This window comes from Acinetobacter sp. ANC 4178, assembly GCF_004331175.1.
Lineage (GTDB): Bacteria > Pseudomonadota > Gammaproteobacteria > Pseudomonadales > Moraxellaceae > Acinetobacter.
In genome coordinates this window covers 177,898-196,370 of the sequence record NZ_SJOD01000001.1, presented here as the reverse complement: position 1 = coordinate 196,370, position 18,473 = coordinate 177,898, and the positions used below count along the sequence as shown (strand labels likewise).

The following is an 18,473-nucleotide window of genomic DNA, read 5'->3' as shown; positions in this document are numbered from 1 at the left end:
GGAAACTGAATAGAATGAGCCAAGTATTTCCTTAGCTCATTCATGGTTCATCGATTAAAGCGTTATGCTACTGCACGACGACGATCAACTTCAGTTGAAGGAGTAGAAGCCGCATCTTTGACCAATTCAATATTGAATGTGATGTGCTTAAATGGTTTGTTTAAACCACGACGTTGAATTTCAGCAGGATCAGTGACATCTACCGCAGTTGCGACTAAACCATCACGGGTTGCAAAAGCAAAGTCGTCCCATAAATATTGATCACCTTCAATATTGAACTGAGTGGTTAATTTGCGGAAACCTGACGCAGAGACAAAATAATGCACATGTGATGGACGGTTACCATGACGACCTAACTTATTCAGTACCGCTTGCGTCGTGCCTTCAGGAGGGCAGCCATAACCCACAGGCATAGTGGTTAAAGCCACATATTGACCTTGTGCATCGGTTAAAATGGTGCGGCGTAAATTAAAGTCCGATTGTGATTTATCAAAGAATGAGTAGTTGCCTAAGCTGTTGGCATGCCAAACTTCAACTTTGGCATTTTCAATGATTTGACCGTCTGCATCACGGACAATCCCTTCAATAATTAAGGTATCAATTTTGTCCGATTCACTGCCATCATCCATACGTGCAAAACCAACTGTTTCAGGTGCACCAGCCACATATAAAGGACCTTCAATAGTACGTGGCGTACCACCTGTAACACCTGCTTTGGCATCCGCTTCGTCAGCACGTAAATCAAGATAATGCTCTAAACCTAAGCCAGCAGCCAATAAGCCCAATTCATTGGCTTGACCAGCATCGGTAAAATATTCCAAGCCTTTCCATACCTCAGAAGGTTGGATATCTAAATCTTCAATGGCTTGGAACAGATCGCCAAGTAAGCGAACAATAATTTGTTGAATGCGTTCATCGACAGGTCCTTGTGCGGTATCGACATTCATTTTTTTTACAAGTGCATCAATTTGTTGACGGTTCATACTATAACTCCTGAAGTATGTAGATTATGGATGGCATTATTATTGGCTATTGATTTAGCTACTTGGTTTTAATGCCACACTCCTTGTTATGTTTAAAATACAGATTAATGGTGATTCAGATTCTATGAATCATCCTCACGGATGGAAGATGGATGCCTGTTCAAAGGCATCACTTCAATTTTCATAAATGGATAAAGCGGCAAACCTTGTAAAATGTTATGCAACTCTTCATTACTCTCAACATCAAAAATACTAATATTGGAGTACTGTCCCGTAACACGCCAGATGTGTCGCCATTTTCCAGAGCGCTGTAATTCCTGAGAATATGCTTTTTCAACAGCTTTAATCTCATTGGCTTTTTCAATGGGCATATCAAGCGGAATATGCACATCCATGCGTACGTGAAATAACATTTACGGCTTCCTTGTCTTTACGTCGTAGTTGTTCAATTTTGTCTTCGTCAATTTCGATGCCTAAACCTGCACCTGTAGGTAGATGAAGTTCAAAATTTTCATAATGAAGCGGTGTTTTTAAAATTTCTTCAGTCAAAAGTAGTGGGCCAAATAATTCTGTACCAAAAGCTAAAGATTCAAAGGTCGAGAAGGCATGTGCAGAAGCAATGCTGCCAATAGGGCCTTCAAGCATGGTGCCACCGTACAAATCGATCCCTGCAAGACATGCAATTTTGGCGACTTCACAGGCTTCGAGTAGTCCACCTGATTGTTCAATCTTGACTGCAAATACATCTGCGCCATGACTTTTGGCAATGCGGTAAGCACTGTCAGGGCCTGTAAGGGCTTCGTCTGCCATAATCGCAACGTCAAAACGCTGAGTCAGACGCGCTAAAGCATCCGTATTTTGAATAGCACACGGTTGTTCAATGAGGTCGATACCACCATCTTGAAGTTGCTGAATACCACGAATACATTCCAGTTCTGACCAAGCACGGTTGACGTCTACACGAACACTGATGTCTGCACCCAAGGCTTTTTTAATTGCAATCACATGGTCAACATCTTGCTGTAAAGGGCGTGCACCAATTTTGAGTTTGAACGTGTTATGACGTTTCAGCTCAATCATTTGTTTTGCTTCGGCAATATCTTTTTCAGTATCACCCGAAGCCAGTGTCCACAGCACAGGTAAACTTTCGCGTAAACGTCCACCAAGTAATTCACTAATAGGTAAGCCTAAACGTTTAGCTTGAATATCAAGTAGTGCTGTTTGAATGGCACACTTGGCAAATCTATTGCCATTAATATTTTTGCGGATTAGTTTTAAGGTTTGTGCAACATTTAATGCTTTCACTGAAGTCAGTAATGGTGCAAAGTAAGTATCAATATTGGCTTTAACACTTTCAGGACTTTCTTCGCCATAATTCAGCCCACCAATGGTGGTGGCTTCGCCCCAACCGATAAAACCATCCGTAGTTGTTATTTTTACCAGTACCAATGTTTGAATACGCATCGTTGTCACAGACAGTTGATGCGGGCGGATTGTAGGGATATCCACGAGTATGGTTTCTATGCTTTTATACATGAAGTTTCAACTGTTTCGAACTTGTTTGTATACCATAGAAGAATGTAATCACCTAAAATAGATATGAAGTGGTATTTTAAAATACTAAAAAGGTATGTTGATGGAATTAAGACATTTACGATATTTTGTGACGGTAGTTGAAGAGCAAAGTATTACTAAAGCTGCGGAAAAGCTATTTATTGCTCAACCACCATTGACTCGCCAAATTAAAAAATTAGAAGAAGAATTGGGGATCGATCTTTTTGAAAAAGGTTCTCGGCCCTTAAAGGCGACGGAAGCAGGTTTATATTTTTATCAGCATGCAGTGCAGATTTTAACGCATGCAGCGCAAGCCACCACCATGATCAAGAAAATCAACGCAGTCAATACCAGTGTCAAAATTGGCTATGTGAGTTCTTTGTTATATGGGTTATTGCCACAGATTATTTATTTGTTTCGCCAAAAAAATCCAGAGATTCAAGTCGAGTTGATTGAATGCAGTACCAAAGATCAGGTCGAGGCATTAAAACTAGGTAAAATCGACATAGGTTTTGGTCGCTTGCCAATTAGTGATCCTGCCATTAAAAGACTGTTGCTCCGCAAAGAAAAATTGAAACTGGCGATTTTTAAAAAGCATCCTTTGAATGCTTATCAAGAGACTGGGGTGTATTTATCACAAATTGTGAATGAAACTATTTTTTCCTATCCCAATACACCAAAACCTAATTTCTCGACCACCATACAAGCGATGTTTACCCAGTTGGGTTTAATTCCGACCAAGTGGACAGAAGTGCGTGAAATTCACATGGCTTTGGGCTTGGTAGCGTCAGGTGAGGGGGTATGTTTAATTCCAGAAAGTGCTTGTGACATTGGCATGAAAAATGTGGAATATCTGAATATTTTAGATTTAGAAGCTTATAGTCCTATCTCGTTGTCGATGCGCAACATGGACCAAAGTGCGTATATTCCAAAAATTTTAGAATGTATTGAAGAAATTTATCGGACTGAGAATATTTCTACAAACTTAAATTGATTAGATGTCGTTGACACATTCTACAAGCAAAAAAGATGCCTCATTTTGGAGGAGGCATCTAGATTTAAAGGTGTGGTTTTAAAACTTCTTCATATAATTCATAAAAATACGGTCTTCAGTAAAGTCATTACCATATTTCACATTATAATCTATGTGAATATATTGAAAGCTGAGTCCTTTAAGATACGGCTGCTGAAAAGCGTAATTCAGTACATAATTGGCCTCGGTTTCTTGATTGTTTTCCCCTGTGGATGATTTGAAATCATGACCATAAACCCATTTCACCGCAGTGCTGAGCCCTAGTACAAAGTCCTTAAAGTCATAGCTATAAATTAAGTGATAAGATTTTTCATCTTGTTTGGCAAAGCCTGTGACATTCCAGTTAATAAAATAGGTTTCAGGTAGATAACCATCTAATAATGGATAGGCAGAATCGCCAATAATTTGCTGATAGCCCAAGCCAAAAGAATGATTACTCACTTTCAAGGTTTCCAGCAGACCAATGTTTTGCGCATCAATAGTGAACGTATCCTCATGGTCTTTAGAATTAAAATATTTCAGTTTTGAATTAAGCGAAAAATTCGCTTGTTTCCATGTGTGATCTAAACTTGCATAGTGCGTATTATATAAATCTTCCAGATTGCCAAAATAATATTCACCCTTTAACGTTGGGGTAATTTGATAACGCAGGTCAATATAGTTCAACCCATCTGAATAGTGTGTGACCCCTTTAGAGGTGTAGGAAAATTTACGAAACTCTTCTTCATTACGTGGCGAGACTTTTTCGATGCGACCAATTTCAGTCTGAAATTGATCGGTAATTTGCGAGCGAAGATTAGTTCCCCAATAAGAGGTTAACAACTGGCGACTGGTATCCACCGAAGTCACAGGCAGATCCAACCAGAGTTCACCTGTTCTTAATAAGGAATTACCATAACCGAGTTTTAAAGTTGCACCATATTTTAAAAAATCTGATGCTTGTGATTGGTTGGCTTTATCAAAAGGAAGAATAGAATCGGAAACATGTTTGTCTGAACTTAGACGCACAGCATATTGCACAGAAGCATCGGCACCAATTGTGATGGGTTGATCGGCAATATTTAAGGGCGTATCCAGCATTTTAGATTTATAGAATAAAGAAGCGGCTTGCGACCAACTGCCTGTATCTTTGACACTAGCGTTATCAAAATCACGATCGATATAGGCATTTCTGAGCGTGAATTTCCACTCATCTGTTGGTGCTGCTGTAGATTCAGCTGCATGAATGGTTGTTATTGAAAATCCATTGAATATCAGCAGGGTGGCTAGGGCGAGTTTTTGTTGTTTGAAATGCGGTGAGCGTTGCATATTATTTCCATGAGATGCTTGTAAGGTTCGGGCATTAACTTTTTAAATATTTTGAAGTGCCTTCCCAAAACATTGCTTTGGGACAGACATCAGAATGCAGAGATTAAAATGACAATTAATGTAATTTTTCGCGTTGCATACTGTCGTTGAAAAATTTGCAACCTTTAAGCAAAAGAATGAAAGCAAACACACAGGATGTGCCACCAATAATTGACAATGAAGAGCCCACCATAAGTGGATTGCCAAAGTATTTATCAGTCAAAATTGCAACCAAAGTGGTACCAATGCCTAAACCAATTAGGTTACTGACCAATAAGAAAATGGCAGACAGACGCGCACGAAATTGATTAGGAGCTAACATTTGTAAAGCAGTTGCAGAAATCACCAAAGGGAAGGAGGCAAAAAACATGGCAGGAACAAGTAACGCTACCGAAAGATGTAAGTTCTGCACTTGGGTGAAAAGAGAGATCGGGAGAATTAATCCGATAATACCAATCACACCTGTGAGCATCGGTGCATTTTGTCTGCCTTTTTGAATAAACCAGTCATTGAGCCAGCCTGCACAAAAAACACCTAAGGTATTGGCAACTAACATAATGGAACCAAGCATATAGCCAGTTTCAGTCGGAGAAAGTGAAAAGCTACGAATATAAAAAGCAGGGGTCCAACTGGTCAGGCTATATAAAGCCATGGCATAAAAGGTGAAACCTAAATAATGACAAGTAATGGTTTTGCCATGTTTATGCATAAATTGTAAACATTGTTTAAATTCACCTTTTTCGACATGTCCATAAGTATTTAAGCGCTGACCTTTACGTTCGGGATCCCGTACGGTCAAAATAAACAGCAAACCAATGAGAATACCCGGTAAACCCACCACCAAGAAGGCAACTTGCCAAGCTTTCATGGCGCCCAATAACGGTACTTGAATTAAGGTTGCACCTTTAAGCAGTTTGATCACATAACCACCGACCAAAAAGGCAATACCACCACCTAAGAATGCGCCGACAGAGTAAATCCCGACAGCCCGCCCTAACTTGTCTTTGCTGAACATGTCACTGAACATGGAGTAAGCTGCTGGAGATAATGCCGCCTCACCGATACCCACGCCCATACGGCATAAAAATAACTGAAGAAAATTTTTACTCATGCCACAAGCTGCTGTTGCAAGACTCCAGATAATAATGCCAATAGAGATAAGTTTTGGACGAGAAAAACGGTCAGCAATATAGGCTAAGGGCAAACCCATAAAGGCATAAAACAAGGAAAAGGCGAGGCCATGTAACAAACTAAATTGAGTATCGGTTAAATGTAAATCGGCTTTAATTGGCTCAATCATGAGTGCCAAAATTTGTCTGTCAATAAAAGAAAAGATATAGGCCAACATACAGAGTATGACCACATACCATGAATACAGATGAGTTTTTTTATGCTCCGCTTTTTCTACGTAGACATCTACATTGTCCATTGATTTGTCCTTTTGTTTTAGCTTGCTCGGTTTGAAATTTCTGAATAATGGTTGCTTGCGCTAAAGGAATTGATTTAGTGCGGGTTAAATTCAGAGGCTTAACTTTTGTATTTGATCAATAATATTTTTAGAAAAATAATTAGAATTCAGTCAACCGTTTGGCGATTGAGATGTTGATCATTGCAGGATTATTTTCTTTTTATATGTAAAATTCCATTACCTTTTGAGTATTTTTAAATACTCAAAGGGTATCCTATTTGAACTTTTATGGAAAAACTAATTTTATATCAATGTCTTATTCTTGGAATTGTAGATGGAATTTGTTTACAGTGAAAAAGAGGTGAACAGCAAATGAGTCTTTAATCATCTGCTGTTGAGTACCATTAAAAAAACGAGACTTAACTAGAGGGCATTAATTCAAATAGTTTTTTTAGTTGTTGGTTCAGATGATGAAGTTCATCTTCAGAAAAGGCATTCAGAATGCCTGCTAAAGTAACAGCACTGATTTGGTTAATCTGTTGAACCAGCGATAAGCCTTTGTCTGTCAGCTTTACCATCGAAATACGTTCATCAGTTGCAGAAGAAAAAACTTCAACAATGCCATCTTCCACTAAACGATAAACCGCTTTGGTTGCGGTAGTGAGTTTGAGTGTAGAAAGATTGGAAATATCAGTAATACTGGCTTCACCTAAAGCATTGGTGCTCAGAATAATTTTACGACGCGTATTGTCTATTCCTAATTTTTTAATTGATTTTTCAATAAGTTGGGAATATTTTCCATTGACTTGTGAAATCCAGAAAAAAGGAAAATTTTTAAGACTTTCAGGTTCATTGTTAGGCAAAAATTGTTCTAAATGGTTCAGCATAGCTAAGCAGGGACTTAGTAAAATTGATAAAACTATTATAAACAAAATTGAGTCGCTTGCCTTGATGACTCTTGTAAAATTTACTTGACAATTACATGTAAATTTCTCATATTTAAATTAAGTTATAAAAATACATGGAAAAGTGAATGAATATTATTGCACAATCACTTTCGCGAGGACATGGCGAACTCAAAGTCATGATTAAAGATACGATTGATATTCAAGGCTTTAAAACAGTCTCGGGCAGTAAAGCTTATTTAAATGCTTCGCCTGCAGAACACAATGCGGAAGTGATCGACAATATTTTGAAAGCCAATTGTCAAATTACAGCAAAAACCAATTTACATGAGTTGGCATTTGGTATTACGGGGATTAATCATGCTTTTGGAACACCCATTAACCCTAAATACCCTGAATTGATTCCAGGTGGATCTTCAAGTGGATCGGCTGCGGCAGTGGCGGCAAAACTGGCAGATTTTTCTTTAGGAACCGATACGGGTGGTTCTATTCGTATGCCTGCTGCATGCTGTGGAATTTATGGTTTAAAACCGACTTTTGGGCGTGTGAGTCGTCAAGGGGTACATCCAGCCCAAAGCAGTTTAGATTGTGTCGGACCTTTTGCAAATTCAGTCGAAATGCTTGAAGTTGCCATGCAGATTATTGAACCAAGTTTTCAGCCTGCTGAAAAGCTGCAACAGCCACCCAAGTTGGCTTATATAAATGTAGCTGCGAGTGATGAGGTATGGCGTTGTATTGAACAATTCTTTGCACAGCATCAGCTGGATTTACCGCGTGAAACCATTGACTCGTTTGATGCCGCTTATGATGCAGGCATGCAGATGATCAATTATGAAAATTGGCAGGCTTATGGTGAGTTAACACAGACGGGTCTAATTGGTGCTGATGTAAACCAACGCTTATTAAAAGCAGCGAATACTAGCCTAGAGCAGGTGAAACAGGCCGAACAGGTTAAAGCACAATTTACTCAAGCCATAAATACTTTATTAAATCAATATGATGCTTTGGTTTTGCCGACATTGCCGCAGATTCCACCAAAAGTCAATGATGCCGAAAATACAGCGGCATTCTTAAATTTAACCCGTTTGGTTCGTCCTTTTAATTTGTCTGGACACCCTGCAATTTCAATTCCATTACAGACAGAAGATGGCTTCCCCGTGGGTCTACAGTTGGTTGCTGGGCATCAGCAAGACGAAAAATTATGCGCGATTGCGAAATATATTTCGCACTAAAATAAATATATTACAAGGAGTTAGATAATGAATGAATTATCTAAAATGGAGTTTGTAGCACCAGAAAAAGCCGTCGATCTTGACGCTTTATGTCAAGAAATTCGAGCAAGAGCCTGTACAGGTGAGTTCGATAATCAAGCCTTTGTTAGTCAGGACATGATTGAAAAACTCAAGCAATTGGGAGTTTACCGCGCGCTTGTGCCAAAACGCTTTGGTGGTGATGCCGTTTCACCGCGTGAGTTTTGTGAACTGATTGAAACTTTGTCTAAGGCGGATGGTTCGGTCGGTTGGGTGGCAAGTTTTGGGATGAGCCCCGCTTATTTAGGCAGTCTGCCAGAAGCAACACTTGAAGAGCTGTATAAAGATGGCCCAGATGTGGTTTTTGCTGGGGGAATTTTCCCACCACAACCTGCGGAAATTACCGATGAAGGTGTTCGAGTTAGTGGACGTTGGAAGTTTTCTAGTGGTTGCATGGGTGCAGACATTATTGGTGTGGGGATTTCACCTTTAAAAAATAATGAAATGCAGGGTCTACCACGTATGGCAGTGATGCCTGCGCATAAAGCCAAAATTGAAATGACATGGGACACAGTGGGTTTAAAAGGTACAGGCAGTCATGACTTGGTTGTGGAAGATGTACTGGTTGAAAAGCACTGGACATTTGTACGGGGTGAACCATCCAAACTACCTGAACCTTTCTTTAAATATCCATCACTTTCCCTAGCAACCCAAGTTTTAACTGTTGTTGGTATAGGTGTAGCGGCCGCTGCTTTAGAAGAATTTCAAATTTTAGCACCGGGCAAAGCATCAATTACAGGTGGTGCTGAAATTGCGAATCGTCCTGTGACGCAATATGAATTTGCACAAGCAGATGCAGAATTTCAGGCAGCCAAAGCATGGTTCTATCAAACCATGGATAGCGTTTGGCACGAAGTCGTTGCAGGGCGTGTGGCAACCACGCAACAGATTAGTGATATGCGTTTAGCCTGTACCCATGCTGCTCGCGTATGCGCCAAGGTCACGCGAAAAATGCAAATGCTGGCAGGCATGACCGCCATTTATACCCAGAACCCATTTAGCCGTTTTGTAAATGACACCAATGTCGTTACACAGCACGCTTTTATGGGCGATGCCACATTACAAAATGCGGGTTCAATTCGTTTTGGCTTAAAGCCAAGCCCTGGATATTTATAAATTTAAACCTGAATCAAGGAAATCAAAATGGACGCTAAAAAAAGTTTACGTGTGTTGTTCTGCATGGGCATTAATCAGAATTTTTTTGATGCAGAACCTGCCGAAGCAAAAGCGGTCTGGGCTGCATTTGGTGAGATGTGGAATGCGATTCACGACCTGCCTGAGGTACATGTGTTTGGCAATATGGATGATGACCAAAGCATGGTTGGCCCAAGTACAGGCTGGCCATGGACGACCTATTTATTGGCAGATGTGCCTGATATTGAAACTGTACATGCGGCATGTAATTTGTTCAGAACCACGGTTGTAGGTGAAGGTCCTTATAAACTTTGGAAATATTGCAAAGTCGAAGCACGTGTTGGACGTGAATTGATTATTCAACGTTAAGGTGCAGGGCATGGATGACAAAGTGAACTTGGTAAAAATCCTCTCACGTTTAGAACAGTTGGAAGCGCATAACGCCATCCGGAACTGTTTAAACCGTTACATGGAAATTTGTGATGAGTTAAATCCAAAGACCAATTTAGATGAGCTGATGGGGCTTTTTGATGCGGAGTGCATTTGGGAAGGGATTGGGGAAAAGTATGCCAAATCTTTTGGGCGATATGATTCTTGGCAAGCCATTTACAACATGTTCAAAAGCTATACCCAAACAGAATCGCACTTTGTCATGAATGCTCACTTTGTCAGTTCGGAGCAAATTGAAGTACAGCAGCAGTACGCCACGGCAACTTGGCTGATGTTGCAAACCTCTACTTTTCGTGATGGACGCAGTCATTTGAATAGCGCTAAGTTGAACGTGAAATTTGCGCAACAGACGGATGGTAGTTGGAAGATCAAACATTTTCAAACTCAGAATATTTTTAGTCGACCAGTGACGAACTGGCAGAGTGACGCTGAATTACCTGTCCCGACCCAGAATTAAATTAGGAATTTATCAAAGGATTATTGAAATGAATGGAATTATCTCAACACTGAATGTCGGTGTGGATTATGAAGCACTGGTGCAAAGCGATCGTGCACATACGTCTTTATACAAAGATGAGCGTATCTTTGATGAGGAAATGCAGAAGATTTTCTACAGCACATGGGTTTGGGTGGCACATGCCAGTGAAATTCCAGAAGGCGGTAGCTATAAAACCATCAATATTGGCAAACAACCTGTCGTCGTAGTTCGTGACCGCAAGAAAAAAGTGCATGTATTACTTAACCGTTGTCGCCATCGTGCTGCGACAGTCTGTGAACACAAAAAAGGCAAAACCAATAGCTTTGTTTGTCCATACCACGGTTGGAGTTATGCACTTGATGGCAGTTTACGCGGCGTTCCTTCCCCAGAAAGTTATGGTGAATGTTTGGATAAATCAGAATTGCCATTGGTCAGCCTGCGTGTTGAAGAATATAACGGCATGATTTTCGCGTCATTTAATCATGAAGTGGAACCTTTAGAACAATTCCTCGGTCCTGCGAAAAAGTGGATTGATTTGTTCATGAAACAAGGTGCGGGTTATCCAATTAAAGTTTTAGGCGAACATCGTTTTACCTTCCCGGGAAATTGGAAAATCCAGCTAGAAAACACCACTGATGCTTATCATTTTCCATTGGTACACAAGTCTTTCTTAAGTTCAGTCGATGAAAAAACAGAAGAATTATTTAACTTTGAAAATCAACCCGGTTATGTCGAAGATTTAGGCAATGGTCACAGTGTGATGGTGATGATTCCTGAATTGGTCGATTTAGACGAAGAATTAATGGAACGTCCAATTCAGGAACGTTTTGAAGATTTAGCACAAGCTTTACGTGATGAAGGTCATGCGGAATTGGAAGTGCGTCGTATTGTGCGCGCTGTGGGTGGTTCTGGTTTTAACTTAAACCTGTTTCCGAACATTGCCTGTTCAATGGCATTTTTCCGAGTCATGCAGCCGATTTCAGTCGATAAAACAGAAATTCATCATTCCGTGATTACCATGGATGGCGGCCCACAAATTGCGAATCAATACCGTCTGCGTTTGCATGAGCATTTCCAAGGCCCATTTGGATTTGGTACACCCGATGATGCTGAAGCATGGGAACGTGTACAAAAAGGGGCAGCCGCAGGCGAAAACCTCTGGATTATGTTGAACCGTGGTTTAGCGGGTGAAGTACAAACTGAAGATGGTTTAAAAAGTGATGTGAGTGCTGAAACAGGGATGCGCTCGGCCTATCAACAGTGGAAAAAGTTGATGACGGCTTAAGGGAAATAACATGAAAATTGATTTAAATTTACTCAATGAAGTCACAGCGTTTATTTGGGCAGAAGCCGATATGCTGGATCACTCTGAGCATGATGCTTGGTTAAATCTTTGGAATGAAAAAGGAGTGTATATCATTCCAATTGATCCGACACTTACCGATTATGAAAACAATCTGAACTATGCTTATGACGATCATCACATGCGTAAATTGCGTGTTCAGCGTTTAGAAAATGGCGAAGCAATTTCAACTTCACCCAAGGCAAATACGGTTCGGAGCATTTCACGTGTTCGGATTTTAAAACATGAGGAAGGTGAAATCATTTTACGTTGTGCGCAAAACTTGCGTGAATTCCGTAAAGAGAACCTCAAACACTACACCGCAGATGTGACTTACCATTTAAACCGTGATACCGACGCAGGTTTAAAAATTAACCGTAAAATCATTAATTTAATTAATTCTACCGATACCTTGTCAGGTATTAGCTACATTCTATAGGAGCATCGTCATGCAACAGGTTGTATTAGTGACAGGTGCTGCGTCAGGTTTGGGTAATGTCATTGCGGAATATTTTGCGAGCCAAGGTCATCAGGTGATTTTATCTGCCAGCACCTTGGAAAAGGCGGAAAAAGCCAAAGCAGAAAGTCAGTTTCCCGAGCAAATGTATCCAGTGAAACTGGATATTTCAGTTGAAGCAGACTTTCATGCAGTAGTGCAGTGGATTGAGCAGAAATTTGCAAAACTTGATGTGTTGATTAATAACGCGACGGTCACTAAGGCAACCCCAGTTTTGGAGATTACGGCTGCTGATTTTGACTGGATTACCCAAGTTAATCAGCGCGGTACATTTCAGTCTTGCCAAATTATTGGTCAATACATGGCACAAAAAGGCTATGGGCGCATTATTAATATGGCGTCTTTGGCAGGGCAAAATGGTGGTACGGCAACAGGCGCACATTATGCAGCGAGCAAAGGTGCCATTGTGACTTTAACCAAAATTTTTGCTAAAGAATTTGCAGCTAAAGGTGTGACAGTAAATACCGTTGCTCCTGGTCCAATGGAATCAGCCATTGTGCATAGCGTAGTGTCAGACGAAAAAATGGAACAATTTATCCAGAATATTCCTGTTAAAGCATTAGGCAATATGTCGTTTATTGCAGAAACCTGTGCGTTATTGGCAAGTCCAAATGCTGGGTTTGTCACAGGTGCAACTTGGGATATTAATGGTGGTTTATTCATGCGCTAAGCCTTGTGCCAAGCAAGTGAAAAGGAGAAAACAAAAATGACTACACTTTATGATGTTGTCGTAAAAAACCGCCATGTAGAAGGTGGCAATATTGCAGTCATGGAATTTGAATCTGCTAATGCCGAAGTATTACCTCAAATTGAAGCAGGTGCCCATATTGATGTGCACTTACCCAATGGTATGGTTCGTCAATACTCACTTTGCCAAAATCCAAATCAGGCTGGCAAGTTCAGATTAGGCATTTTAAGAGATGCAGAATCACGTGGTGGTTCGATTTCAGCTTTTGATGATTTAAAAGATGGAATGCACATTCAGGTGAGTGCACCCAAAAATTTATTTCCATTGTACCCAGCGAAACATACGGTGTTGATCGGTGGAGGTATTGGCATTACCCCGCTCATCACCATGGCCTATCAATTAGCGCATGAGGGTGCATCTTTCGAGCTGCATTATTGTGGTGCGAGCGAAGACCGTTGTGCCTTTGTCAATGAAATTAAAAATGGCGAACTAGCACCATTCACCACCTTTCACTTTAAATCTGAAGGAGCGAGCCATCGCCAGTTTTTTGAAGCCTCGATTCAGGATATTGATGTAACAAGTCATATTTATACCTGTGGTCCTGTGGGTTTTATGGACTGGGTGATCAATCTCGCTACGACCCACAATTTCCCGCAAGCACAGATTCATAAAGAATATTTCCAAGTTGAAACTGATACTTCGGGCGATGCATTTGAAGTGATCGCTGAACGGAGTGGAAAAATTATTTTGGTAGATGCAGGAGAAACCATTTTACAGGCTCTAGCCAAACAAGGCATCAACATTGAAATGTCTTGTGAGCAAGGGGTTTGTGGCACCTGTATGTGCGATGTAATTGAAGGTGAACCCGACCATCGCGATGTGTATTTTACCGATGAAGAAAAAGCCAGTAATGAACAAATTTTGGTCTGCTGCTCTCGTTCCAAATCATCCCGTTTAGTTTTAGATATTTAAGCCTTTTCCTTGTGATATGGAAATTAAGGAGAAAAAGATGAATGTAATACAAAAAGTACAACCGTTAAGCATAGATCCTTTGCAATTCCGACGCGCATTAGGCAATTTTGCAACGGGTGTGACCATTGTCACAGCGCAAAATGAACAGGGTGAAAAAGTCGGAGTAACTGCCAATAGTTTTAATTCAGTGTCACTCGATCCACCGCTGATTTTATGGAGCATTGATAAAAAATCATCTAGTTTTTCTGTGTTTGAGCAAGCAACACATTTTGCTGTCAATATTTTGTCAGGTTCGCAAATTGAACTGTCCAACAAGTTTTCACGCCGCAATATTGATAAGTTTGAAGGAACCAATTATCAGGAAGGTGAAGGTGCGAGTTTATTATTAGAAAACTGTTCTGCCATATTTGAATGTGAACGTCACCAAGTGATTGAAGGGGGCGATCACTGGATTATGATTGGTAAAGTTGTGAAATTTCATGATCAAGGTCGCAGTCCTTTGGTCTATCACCAAGGTGCATATTCATGCGTGATGCCACATCCAAGTTTAAAGCTAAAACACAGTGAACCAACACTTTCTGAAATTCCACAACAAGGGCATTTATATAACAATGTTTGTTATTTAATGAGCCGTGCTTTTAAAGCCTATCAAACGGATTATATTCCGAAACAATTGGCATCGGGTTTTCGTACCAGTGAATCTCGATTGCTGTTAGTGCTTGCCAGCGGAACTGCTTCAAGTAAGGAAGATTTACCACGGGATATTGCTATGCCGATGCAAGAAGTAGAACGCGCAGCAGAAATTTTAAAACGTGAAGGGCTACTTTCAGATCACGAGAACTTGTATCAATTGACAGAAAAGGGCAAACAAACAGCACAATATCTGTTTGAAATCGCCGATAGCCATCAAAATGGAGTGTTTGAAAAATATCCACAACAGGAAAAAGAAGCATTCATTAGCATGTTGCGTGACTTTGCTGGTGTGGCTTAAGCAAAAATGTACTGATAAATCTTCGGATTTATCAGTTTTATCTGATCTTGATATTGATGTTTAAGCCTGAATATATGTTTATCAGATATACATTTATTGATGGAAAATGTATTCAGGTTGAAAAGAATTTAGCTCAAGCCTGATCTTACAGTCTTAAGTAAATATTGGTCACTGTTAAATCAGGTTTGAGTTACTACGCCTTCTTCTGGGCGGAAATCGATGCATCCATCCACCAAGTCATTCCATTGTTGTAAATTTGATGAGGTCATGTGCTCAATCCTTTAGTCAATCAGTTTTAGCTTGATTGAAACGTGATTAAGCACTTGTCTCTATCCACTTTTTCCAGATGTTTATCCAGTCTGTGCCACTTTCATTTTAGAAGGTTTAGGTGCGAAATTTAATATGAAATAGAACTTGAAAGAGACAGCTTTAATGTGCGGGTATCATCTCGGTCAGTTGCTGCATCATAATATTTACATATTTATGCACATCATCTTGAAAAATCATATATTGAAGCGCTAAGCCGTAACTTAATGAGATAATTTCTAGAAGCTTGTGTTCATGCTGAGCTGACTCTGCCGCAGAAAAATTTGGAATGAGTTGTTGTAAAACTTCAGAAACTTGCGCCTGATGATTTTGCCAAACTTGCTGATATTCATTGGAAAATATTTCGTCACGTGCCGCATATAATTGCAATTCAATTGAAATTTTCAACCATTCATCATGCTGGAAAAAATCGATTAACCACTGTTCGAGTGCGGCCATTAAATCAGACTGCGTCAAATGTGTCTGAGTAATAATTTTCTGTAATTGCAGATTTTCTTGTTCAAATTGAATTTTCATTAAGGTCAGTAAAAAATCTTCTTTGTGCTCAAAATTTGAGTAAAAAGCGCCTTGAGTATAACCTGCCTTTTTTGAAAGATTCCGAATAGATACCGCACTATAGCCTTGTTCAGAAATAAGGTGAAAGCCTGCTTCAATTAACTGATTTCTAGTTTGAATTTGTTTTTCATCACGAGAAATTTTTGTGGGTTTCATAGATTAATTTAATTTTCAAATATCACTTGATATCTTAAATGGAAAGCGTTATTTTGGCTAGATGTATTTCAAATATCAAGTGATATCTGAAAATGAATTTGGCTAAACCTAGAGAAAAATATGAGTAACCTGCTGAAAAGAAAAATAGTGGTCATCAATGCTCATCCATCATCAACCAGTTTTAATCAAGCTTTAATGCAGGCCTATATGGAAGCTGTACCATCTGACGTGCAGGTTGAAGTGATTGAAATTGGCACATTACATTTTGATCCAAATCTGAAATATGGCTATGAACAAAGAATGGAGCTTGAACCCGATTTACAAGCAGCATGGTCTAAAATAATGAGTGCGGATCATTTGGTCTGGATTTTCCCAGTGTGGTGGGGCGGGTTACCTGCTGTAGCGAAAGGGTTTATTGATCGTTTATTTCTTCCTAGTCAAGCCTTTAGTTATTTTGAAAATAGCAACCGTATTCGTGGGCACTTAAAACGCAAAACGGCCAGAATCATTACTACCTTAGACCAAGCAGGTTGGACGTATAAATGGTATTTTGGTGAACCGAGTACGCGACAGCTTAAAGATACGACATTAAAATTTTGTGGTGTAGGATCGGTAAAGACACATTATTTGGGGTCTATACGGGGTTCTAGTTTAGCGCAACGTCAAATCTGGTTGGCATTGGTGAAGAAACTGGCGCAACGTGATTATGACAACTTGCTCAAAAAATCCGATCAAGGATTAGTGCAACGGCTTTGGCTTTATTTCAGTCATTGACAGCATTGAGAGGGTAAGGCAAAAGTATCCTATCCATACTCAATGCAAAACAGATTCTATTTTCTATAAACGAACAAAGCCCGTAAGAAATAAGGATTATATTCCAAATTTCTTGCGGTAACGCCATAAACTGGTTCGGCTAATTCCTAAGGCCTGCGCTGTTAATCCCAAGTCATATTGATATTTTTTTAGAGTTTGCTGCAAGGTATAGGCCTCCAGTTTTGTGGCGTTGATTCGTATAGGTTGCTCATTTTTTTCAGTTGTAGAATCAGAATCTTGTGCTCCATGAATGATCTCATCAGGTAAATCAGAAATCGTAATTTCGGAGCGACCATTCGCCATTGCCAGTGCATATAACAATGTATTCTTGAGTTCGCGGACATTCCCCGGCCAGTCATACGCCATTAAAGTTTGCAGAGCATCCTCTGAAAGAAGAGGGGCTTGCGCTGAAGTCCGATGTTCATTCAGTAAAAATTCGGCAATCAAAGGGATATCTTCTTTGCGTTCACGCAGTGGCGGTACGAAAATCGGGATGACCCTTAAACGGTAGAGCAAGTCTTGGCGGAAACGACCTGACTTAACTTCTTCACGTAGTGCACGATGAGTCGCTGCAATAATTCTGACATTGGACTTCAACGATTTTTCACCGCCTAAAGGCGTAAACTCTCCTGTTTCCAGTACCCGTAATAATTTGGCTTGTAGTTCCAGTGGAATTTCGGCAATTTCATCCAGAAATAAGGTACCACCTGCGGCACGTTCAAATACGCCTTTGTGTTCACGAATTGCGCCTGTAAAAGCCCCTTTAACATGCCCAAATAATTCACTTTCTAACAAGCTGGCATTGAGCGCAGCACAGTTGATGGCAATAAACGGATGTTTTCTTCTTTGGCTATGTTCATGAATGGCTTGTGCCACGAGTTCTTTACCACTGCCGGATTCCCCCCGAACCAGTACAGGAAATTCGGTAATCGCAACTCGCTCAATAATGGAGAACATATGCTGCATTGAACTTGAGCGGCTATGAAAGGTCTCTTGGAGAGATAATGCTGTTACAGGCTTTGGTTTTACCGTATTTAAAGAAACAGGCTGAAATAAAAAAATCTCACCGACAAACTGTTGATCAAGCACATTCAGTTTTTTTCGGGTCAATAAATATTGTGTAGAGGTTTCAGGCAGATGAATCAACCCAGTTTGCAGTTCTGTGTTTTGAATTAACTGTTTGAAGGCAGTGATGGTTTTTTTGTTGAACTCGGATGTTCCATACTCATAAATAAAGTTTTGGCTCTGCTGTTCTTGAATCAAGATCAAATTTTCATCAATAAAGCTTTGTAATTGTTCTAAAAATAATTCTAACTGTGTTTGTAAAGCAAAATTAAGAGTGAGCATGGTGTTTCACTGTCTGTTTCATTTGTTTCTTATTGAAACATAAAGTGAAACAAGGATGAAATAGAGTAGAGGCTAAAAAAAATAAATTAATTTTTAATATATTGTTTTTAATGAATATAATTAAAAAAGCTAAAAGTTGGCACTGAGTTTGCAATTTAAGAAT

The 18,473-nt window shown here is 39.9% G+C and carries 19 protein-coding genes and 1 pseudogene; 11 read left to right on the top strand and 9 right to left on the bottom strand.

What is annotated here, in order from left to right; translation table 11 throughout:
* Positions 1-62 precede the first annotated feature (62 nt).
* From catA to E0H87_RS00930, 3 genes are all read right to left on the bottom strand, one after another.
* The gene (catA, locus tag E0H87_RS00940) at positions 63-983 is read right to left on the bottom strand and encodes a catechol 1,2-dioxygenase (RefSeq protein ID WP_131321558.1); all 921 of its coding nucleotides are present in this window, start codon (positions 981-983) and stop codon (positions 63-65) included.
* A gap of 122 nt (positions 984-1,105) precedes the next feature.
* Entirely contained in the window at positions 1,106-1,396 is a 291-nt protein-coding gene (catC, locus tag E0H87_RS00935; protein WP_131321556.1) for a muconolactone Delta-isomerase, read from the bottom strand.
* Entirely contained in the window at positions 1,356-2,519 is a 1,164-nt protein-coding gene (locus E0H87_RS00930; RefSeq protein WP_131321554.1) for a muconate/chloromuconate family cycloisomerase, read from the bottom strand. Before E0H87_RS00930 ends, catC begins: the two co-directional genes overlap by 41 nt.
* Before the next feature lie 100 nt (positions 2,520-2,619).
* Between E0H87_RS00930 and E0H87_RS00925 the strand changes: the two genes are divergently transcribed.
* Positions 2,620-3,531, top strand: coding sequence for a LysR family transcriptional regulator (locus tag E0H87_RS00925; protein ID WP_131321552.1), 912 nt, complete (start codon positions 2,620-2,622; stop codon positions 3,529-3,531).
* A 78-nt stretch (positions 3,532-3,609) separates the two neighbouring features.
* Here E0H87_RS00925 and E0H87_RS00920 read toward each other — a convergent pair whose 3' ends face one another.
* The 3 genes from E0H87_RS00920 to E0H87_RS00910 all read right to left on the bottom strand — a co-directional run bounded on the left by E0H87_RS00920 (position 3,610) and on the right by E0H87_RS00910 (position 7,212).
* The gene (locus E0H87_RS00920) at positions 3,610-4,878 is read right to left on the bottom strand and encodes an OprD family outer membrane porin (protein WP_131321550.1); all 1,269 of its coding nucleotides are present in this window, start codon (positions 4,876-4,878) and stop codon (positions 3,610-3,612) included.
* A gap of 115 nt (positions 4,879-4,993) precedes the next feature.
* A complete protein-coding gene (locus E0H87_RS00915) occupies positions 4,994-6,346 on the bottom strand; it encodes a spinster family MFS transporter (protein WP_131321548.1) in 1,353 nt (450 codons plus the stop codon).
* 398 nt (positions 6,347-6,744) lie between these two features.
* Positions 6,745-7,212 carry a MarR family winged helix-turn-helix transcriptional regulator gene (locus E0H87_RS00910; RefSeq protein WP_131321547.1) on the bottom strand — a complete coding sequence of 156 codons (468 nt, stop codon included), beginning with the start codon at positions 7,210-7,212 and terminating at the stop codon, positions 6,745-6,747.
* A gap of 146 nt (positions 7,213-7,358) precedes the next feature.
* Between E0H87_RS00910 and E0H87_RS00905 the strand changes: the two genes are divergently transcribed.
* From E0H87_RS00905 to E0H87_RS00865, 9 genes are read left to right on the top strand one after another with little or no spacing between them, the layout of a single operon-like run.
* Positions 7,359-8,462: an amidase gene (locus E0H87_RS00905; protein ID WP_131321545.1), complete on the top strand. Its 1,104-nt coding sequence runs from the start codon at positions 7,359-7,361 to the stop codon at positions 8,460-8,462.
* Positions 8,463-8,507: 45 nt separating this feature from the next.
* Positions 8,508-9,656 (top strand): acyl-CoA dehydrogenase family protein, encoded by a 1,149-nt coding sequence (locus tag E0H87_RS00900; RefSeq protein WP_131322480.1) that lies wholly within the window; start codon positions 8,508-8,510, stop codon positions 9,654-9,656.
* Between the two features lie 27 nt (positions 9,657-9,683).
* Positions 9,684-10,043, top strand: coding sequence for an IacB protein (locus tag E0H87_RS00895; RefSeq protein WP_131321543.1), 360 nt, complete (start codon positions 9,684-9,686; stop codon positions 10,041-10,043).
* A 10-nt stretch (positions 10,044-10,053) separates the two neighbouring features.
* Entirely contained in the window at positions 10,054-10,581 is a 528-nt protein-coding gene (locus E0H87_RS00890) for a nuclear transport factor 2 family protein (protein ID WP_131321541.1), read from the top strand.
* Positions 10,582-10,609: 28 nt separating this feature from the next.
* On the top strand, positions 10,610-11,887 hold the full coding sequence (locus tag E0H87_RS00885) for an aromatic ring-hydroxylating oxygenase subunit alpha (RefSeq protein WP_131321539.1): 1,278 nt from the start codon (positions 10,610-10,612) through the stop codon (positions 11,885-11,887).
* A 10-nt stretch (positions 11,888-11,897) separates the two neighbouring features.
* Positions 11,898-12,383, top strand: coding sequence for an aromatic-ring-hydroxylating dioxygenase subunit beta (locus E0H87_RS00880; RefSeq protein ID WP_131321537.1), 486 nt, complete (start codon positions 11,898-11,900; stop codon positions 12,381-12,383).
* A gap of 10 nt (positions 12,384-12,393) precedes the next feature.
* Positions 12,394-13,131 carry an SDR family NAD(P)-dependent oxidoreductase gene (locus E0H87_RS00875; protein WP_131321535.1) on the top strand — a complete coding sequence of 246 codons (738 nt, stop codon included), beginning with the start codon at positions 12,394-12,396 and terminating at the stop codon, positions 13,129-13,131.
* A 36-nt stretch (positions 13,132-13,167) separates the two neighbouring features.
* On the top strand, positions 13,168-14,121 hold the full coding sequence (locus E0H87_RS00870) for a PDR/VanB family oxidoreductase (protein ID WP_016166447.1): 954 nt from the start codon (positions 13,168-13,170) through the stop codon (positions 14,119-14,121).
* A 37-nt stretch (positions 14,122-14,158) separates the two neighbouring features.
* Positions 14,159-15,112, top strand: coding sequence for a p-hydroxyphenylacetate 3-hydroxylase reductase component (locus tag E0H87_RS00865; RefSeq protein ID WP_016166446.1), 954 nt, complete (start codon positions 14,159-14,161; stop codon positions 15,110-15,112).
* A gap of 194 nt (positions 15,113-15,306) precedes the next feature.
* Here E0H87_RS00865 and E0H87_RS16115 read toward each other — a convergent pair.
* Together E0H87_RS16115 and E0H87_RS00860 are read right to left on the bottom strand one after the other, a co-directional pair.
* Positions 15,307-15,381: pseudogene (locus E0H87_RS16115) on the bottom strand (hypothetical protein); the annotation flags it as partial.
* Between the two features lie 160 nt (positions 15,382-15,541).
* Complete coding sequence (locus E0H87_RS00860) at positions 15,542-16,150, bottom strand: TetR/AcrR family transcriptional regulator (protein ID WP_131321533.1); 609 nt, start codon at positions 16,148-16,150, stop codon at positions 15,542-15,544.
* A 120-nt stretch (positions 16,151-16,270) separates the two neighbouring features.
* On the opposite strand from E0H87_RS00860, the gene E0H87_RS00855 reads away from it, so the two are divergent.
* Positions 16,271-16,924 (top strand): NAD(P)H-dependent oxidoreductase, encoded by a 654-nt coding sequence (locus E0H87_RS00855; protein ID WP_131321531.1) that lies wholly within the window; start codon positions 16,271-16,273, stop codon positions 16,922-16,924.
* 96 nt (positions 16,925-17,020) lie between these two features.
* Here the strand turns inward: E0H87_RS00855 and E0H87_RS00850 are convergent, their stop codons facing one another.
* On the bottom strand, positions 17,021-18,310 hold the full coding sequence (locus E0H87_RS00850; protein WP_131321529.1) for a sigma-54 interaction domain-containing protein: 1,290 nt from the start codon (positions 18,308-18,310) through the stop codon (positions 17,021-17,023).
* Positions 18,311-18,473 lie beyond the last annotated feature (163 nt).

Coding starts and splice junctions, on each gene's coding strand:
- catA (WP_131321558.1), bottom strand. CDS start 983: ATGAACCGTCAACAAATTGATGCACTTGTAAAAAAAATGAATGTCGAT.
- E0H87_RS00905 (WP_131321545.1), top strand. CDS start 7,359: ATGAATATTATTGCACAATCACTTTCGCGAGGACATGGCGAACTCAAA.
- E0H87_RS00890 (WP_131321541.1), top strand. CDS start 10,054: ATGGATGACAAAGTGAACTTGGTAAAAATCCTCTCACGTTTAGAACAG.
- E0H87_RS00920 (WP_131321550.1), bottom strand. CDS start 4,878: ATGCAACGCTCACCGCATTTCAAACAACAAAAACTCGCCCTAGCCACC.
- E0H87_RS00850 (WP_131321529.1), bottom strand. CDS start 18,310: ATGCTCACTCTTAATTTTGCTTTACAAACACAGTTAGAATTATTTTTA.
- E0H87_RS00860 (WP_131321533.1), bottom strand. CDS start 16,150: ATGAAACCCACAAAAATTTCTCGTGATGAAAAACAAATTCAAACTAGA.
- E0H87_RS00875 (WP_131321535.1), top strand. CDS start 12,394: ATGCAACAGGTTGTATTAGTGACAGGTGCTGCGTCAGGTTTGGGTAAT.
- E0H87_RS00895 (WP_131321543.1), top strand. CDS start 9,684: ATGGACGCTAAAAAAAGTTTACGTGTGTTGTTCTGCATGGGCATTAAT.
- E0H87_RS00870 (WP_016166447.1), top strand. CDS start 13,168: ATGACTACACTTTATGATGTTGTCGTAAAAAACCGCCATGTAGAAGGT.
- E0H87_RS00910 (WP_131321547.1), bottom strand. CDS start 7,212: ATGCTGAACCATTTAGAACAATTTTTGCCTAACAATGAACCTGAAAGT.
- E0H87_RS00900 (WP_131322480.1), top strand. CDS start 8,508: ATGGAGTTTGTAGCACCAGAAAAAGCCGTCGATCTTGACGCTTTATGT.
- E0H87_RS00915 (WP_131321548.1), bottom strand. CDS start 6,346: ATGGACAATGTAGATGTCTACGTAGAAAAAGCGGAGCATAAAAAAACT.
- E0H87_RS00930 (WP_131321554.1), bottom strand. CDS start 2,519: ATGTATAAAAGCATAGAAACCATACTCGTGGATATCCCTACAATCCGC.
- E0H87_RS00855 (WP_131321531.1), top strand. CDS start 16,271: ATGAGTAACCTGCTGAAAAGAAAAATAGTGGTCATCAATGCTCATCCA.
- E0H87_RS00865 (WP_016166446.1), top strand. CDS start 14,159: ATGAATGTAATACAAAAAGTACAACCGTTAAGCATAGATCCTTTGCAA.
- E0H87_RS00925 (WP_131321552.1), top strand. CDS start 2,620: ATGGAATTAAGACATTTACGATATTTTGTGACGGTAGTTGAAGAGCAA.
- catC (WP_131321556.1), bottom strand. CDS start 1,396: ATGTTATTTCACGTACGCATGGATGTGCATATTCCGCTTGATATGCCC.
- E0H87_RS00880 (WP_131321537.1), top strand. CDS start 11,898: ATGAAAATTGATTTAAATTTACTCAATGAAGTCACAGCGTTTATTTGG.
- E0H87_RS00885 (WP_131321539.1), top strand. CDS start 10,610: ATGAATGGAATTATCTCAACACTGAATGTCGGTGTGGATTATGAAGCA.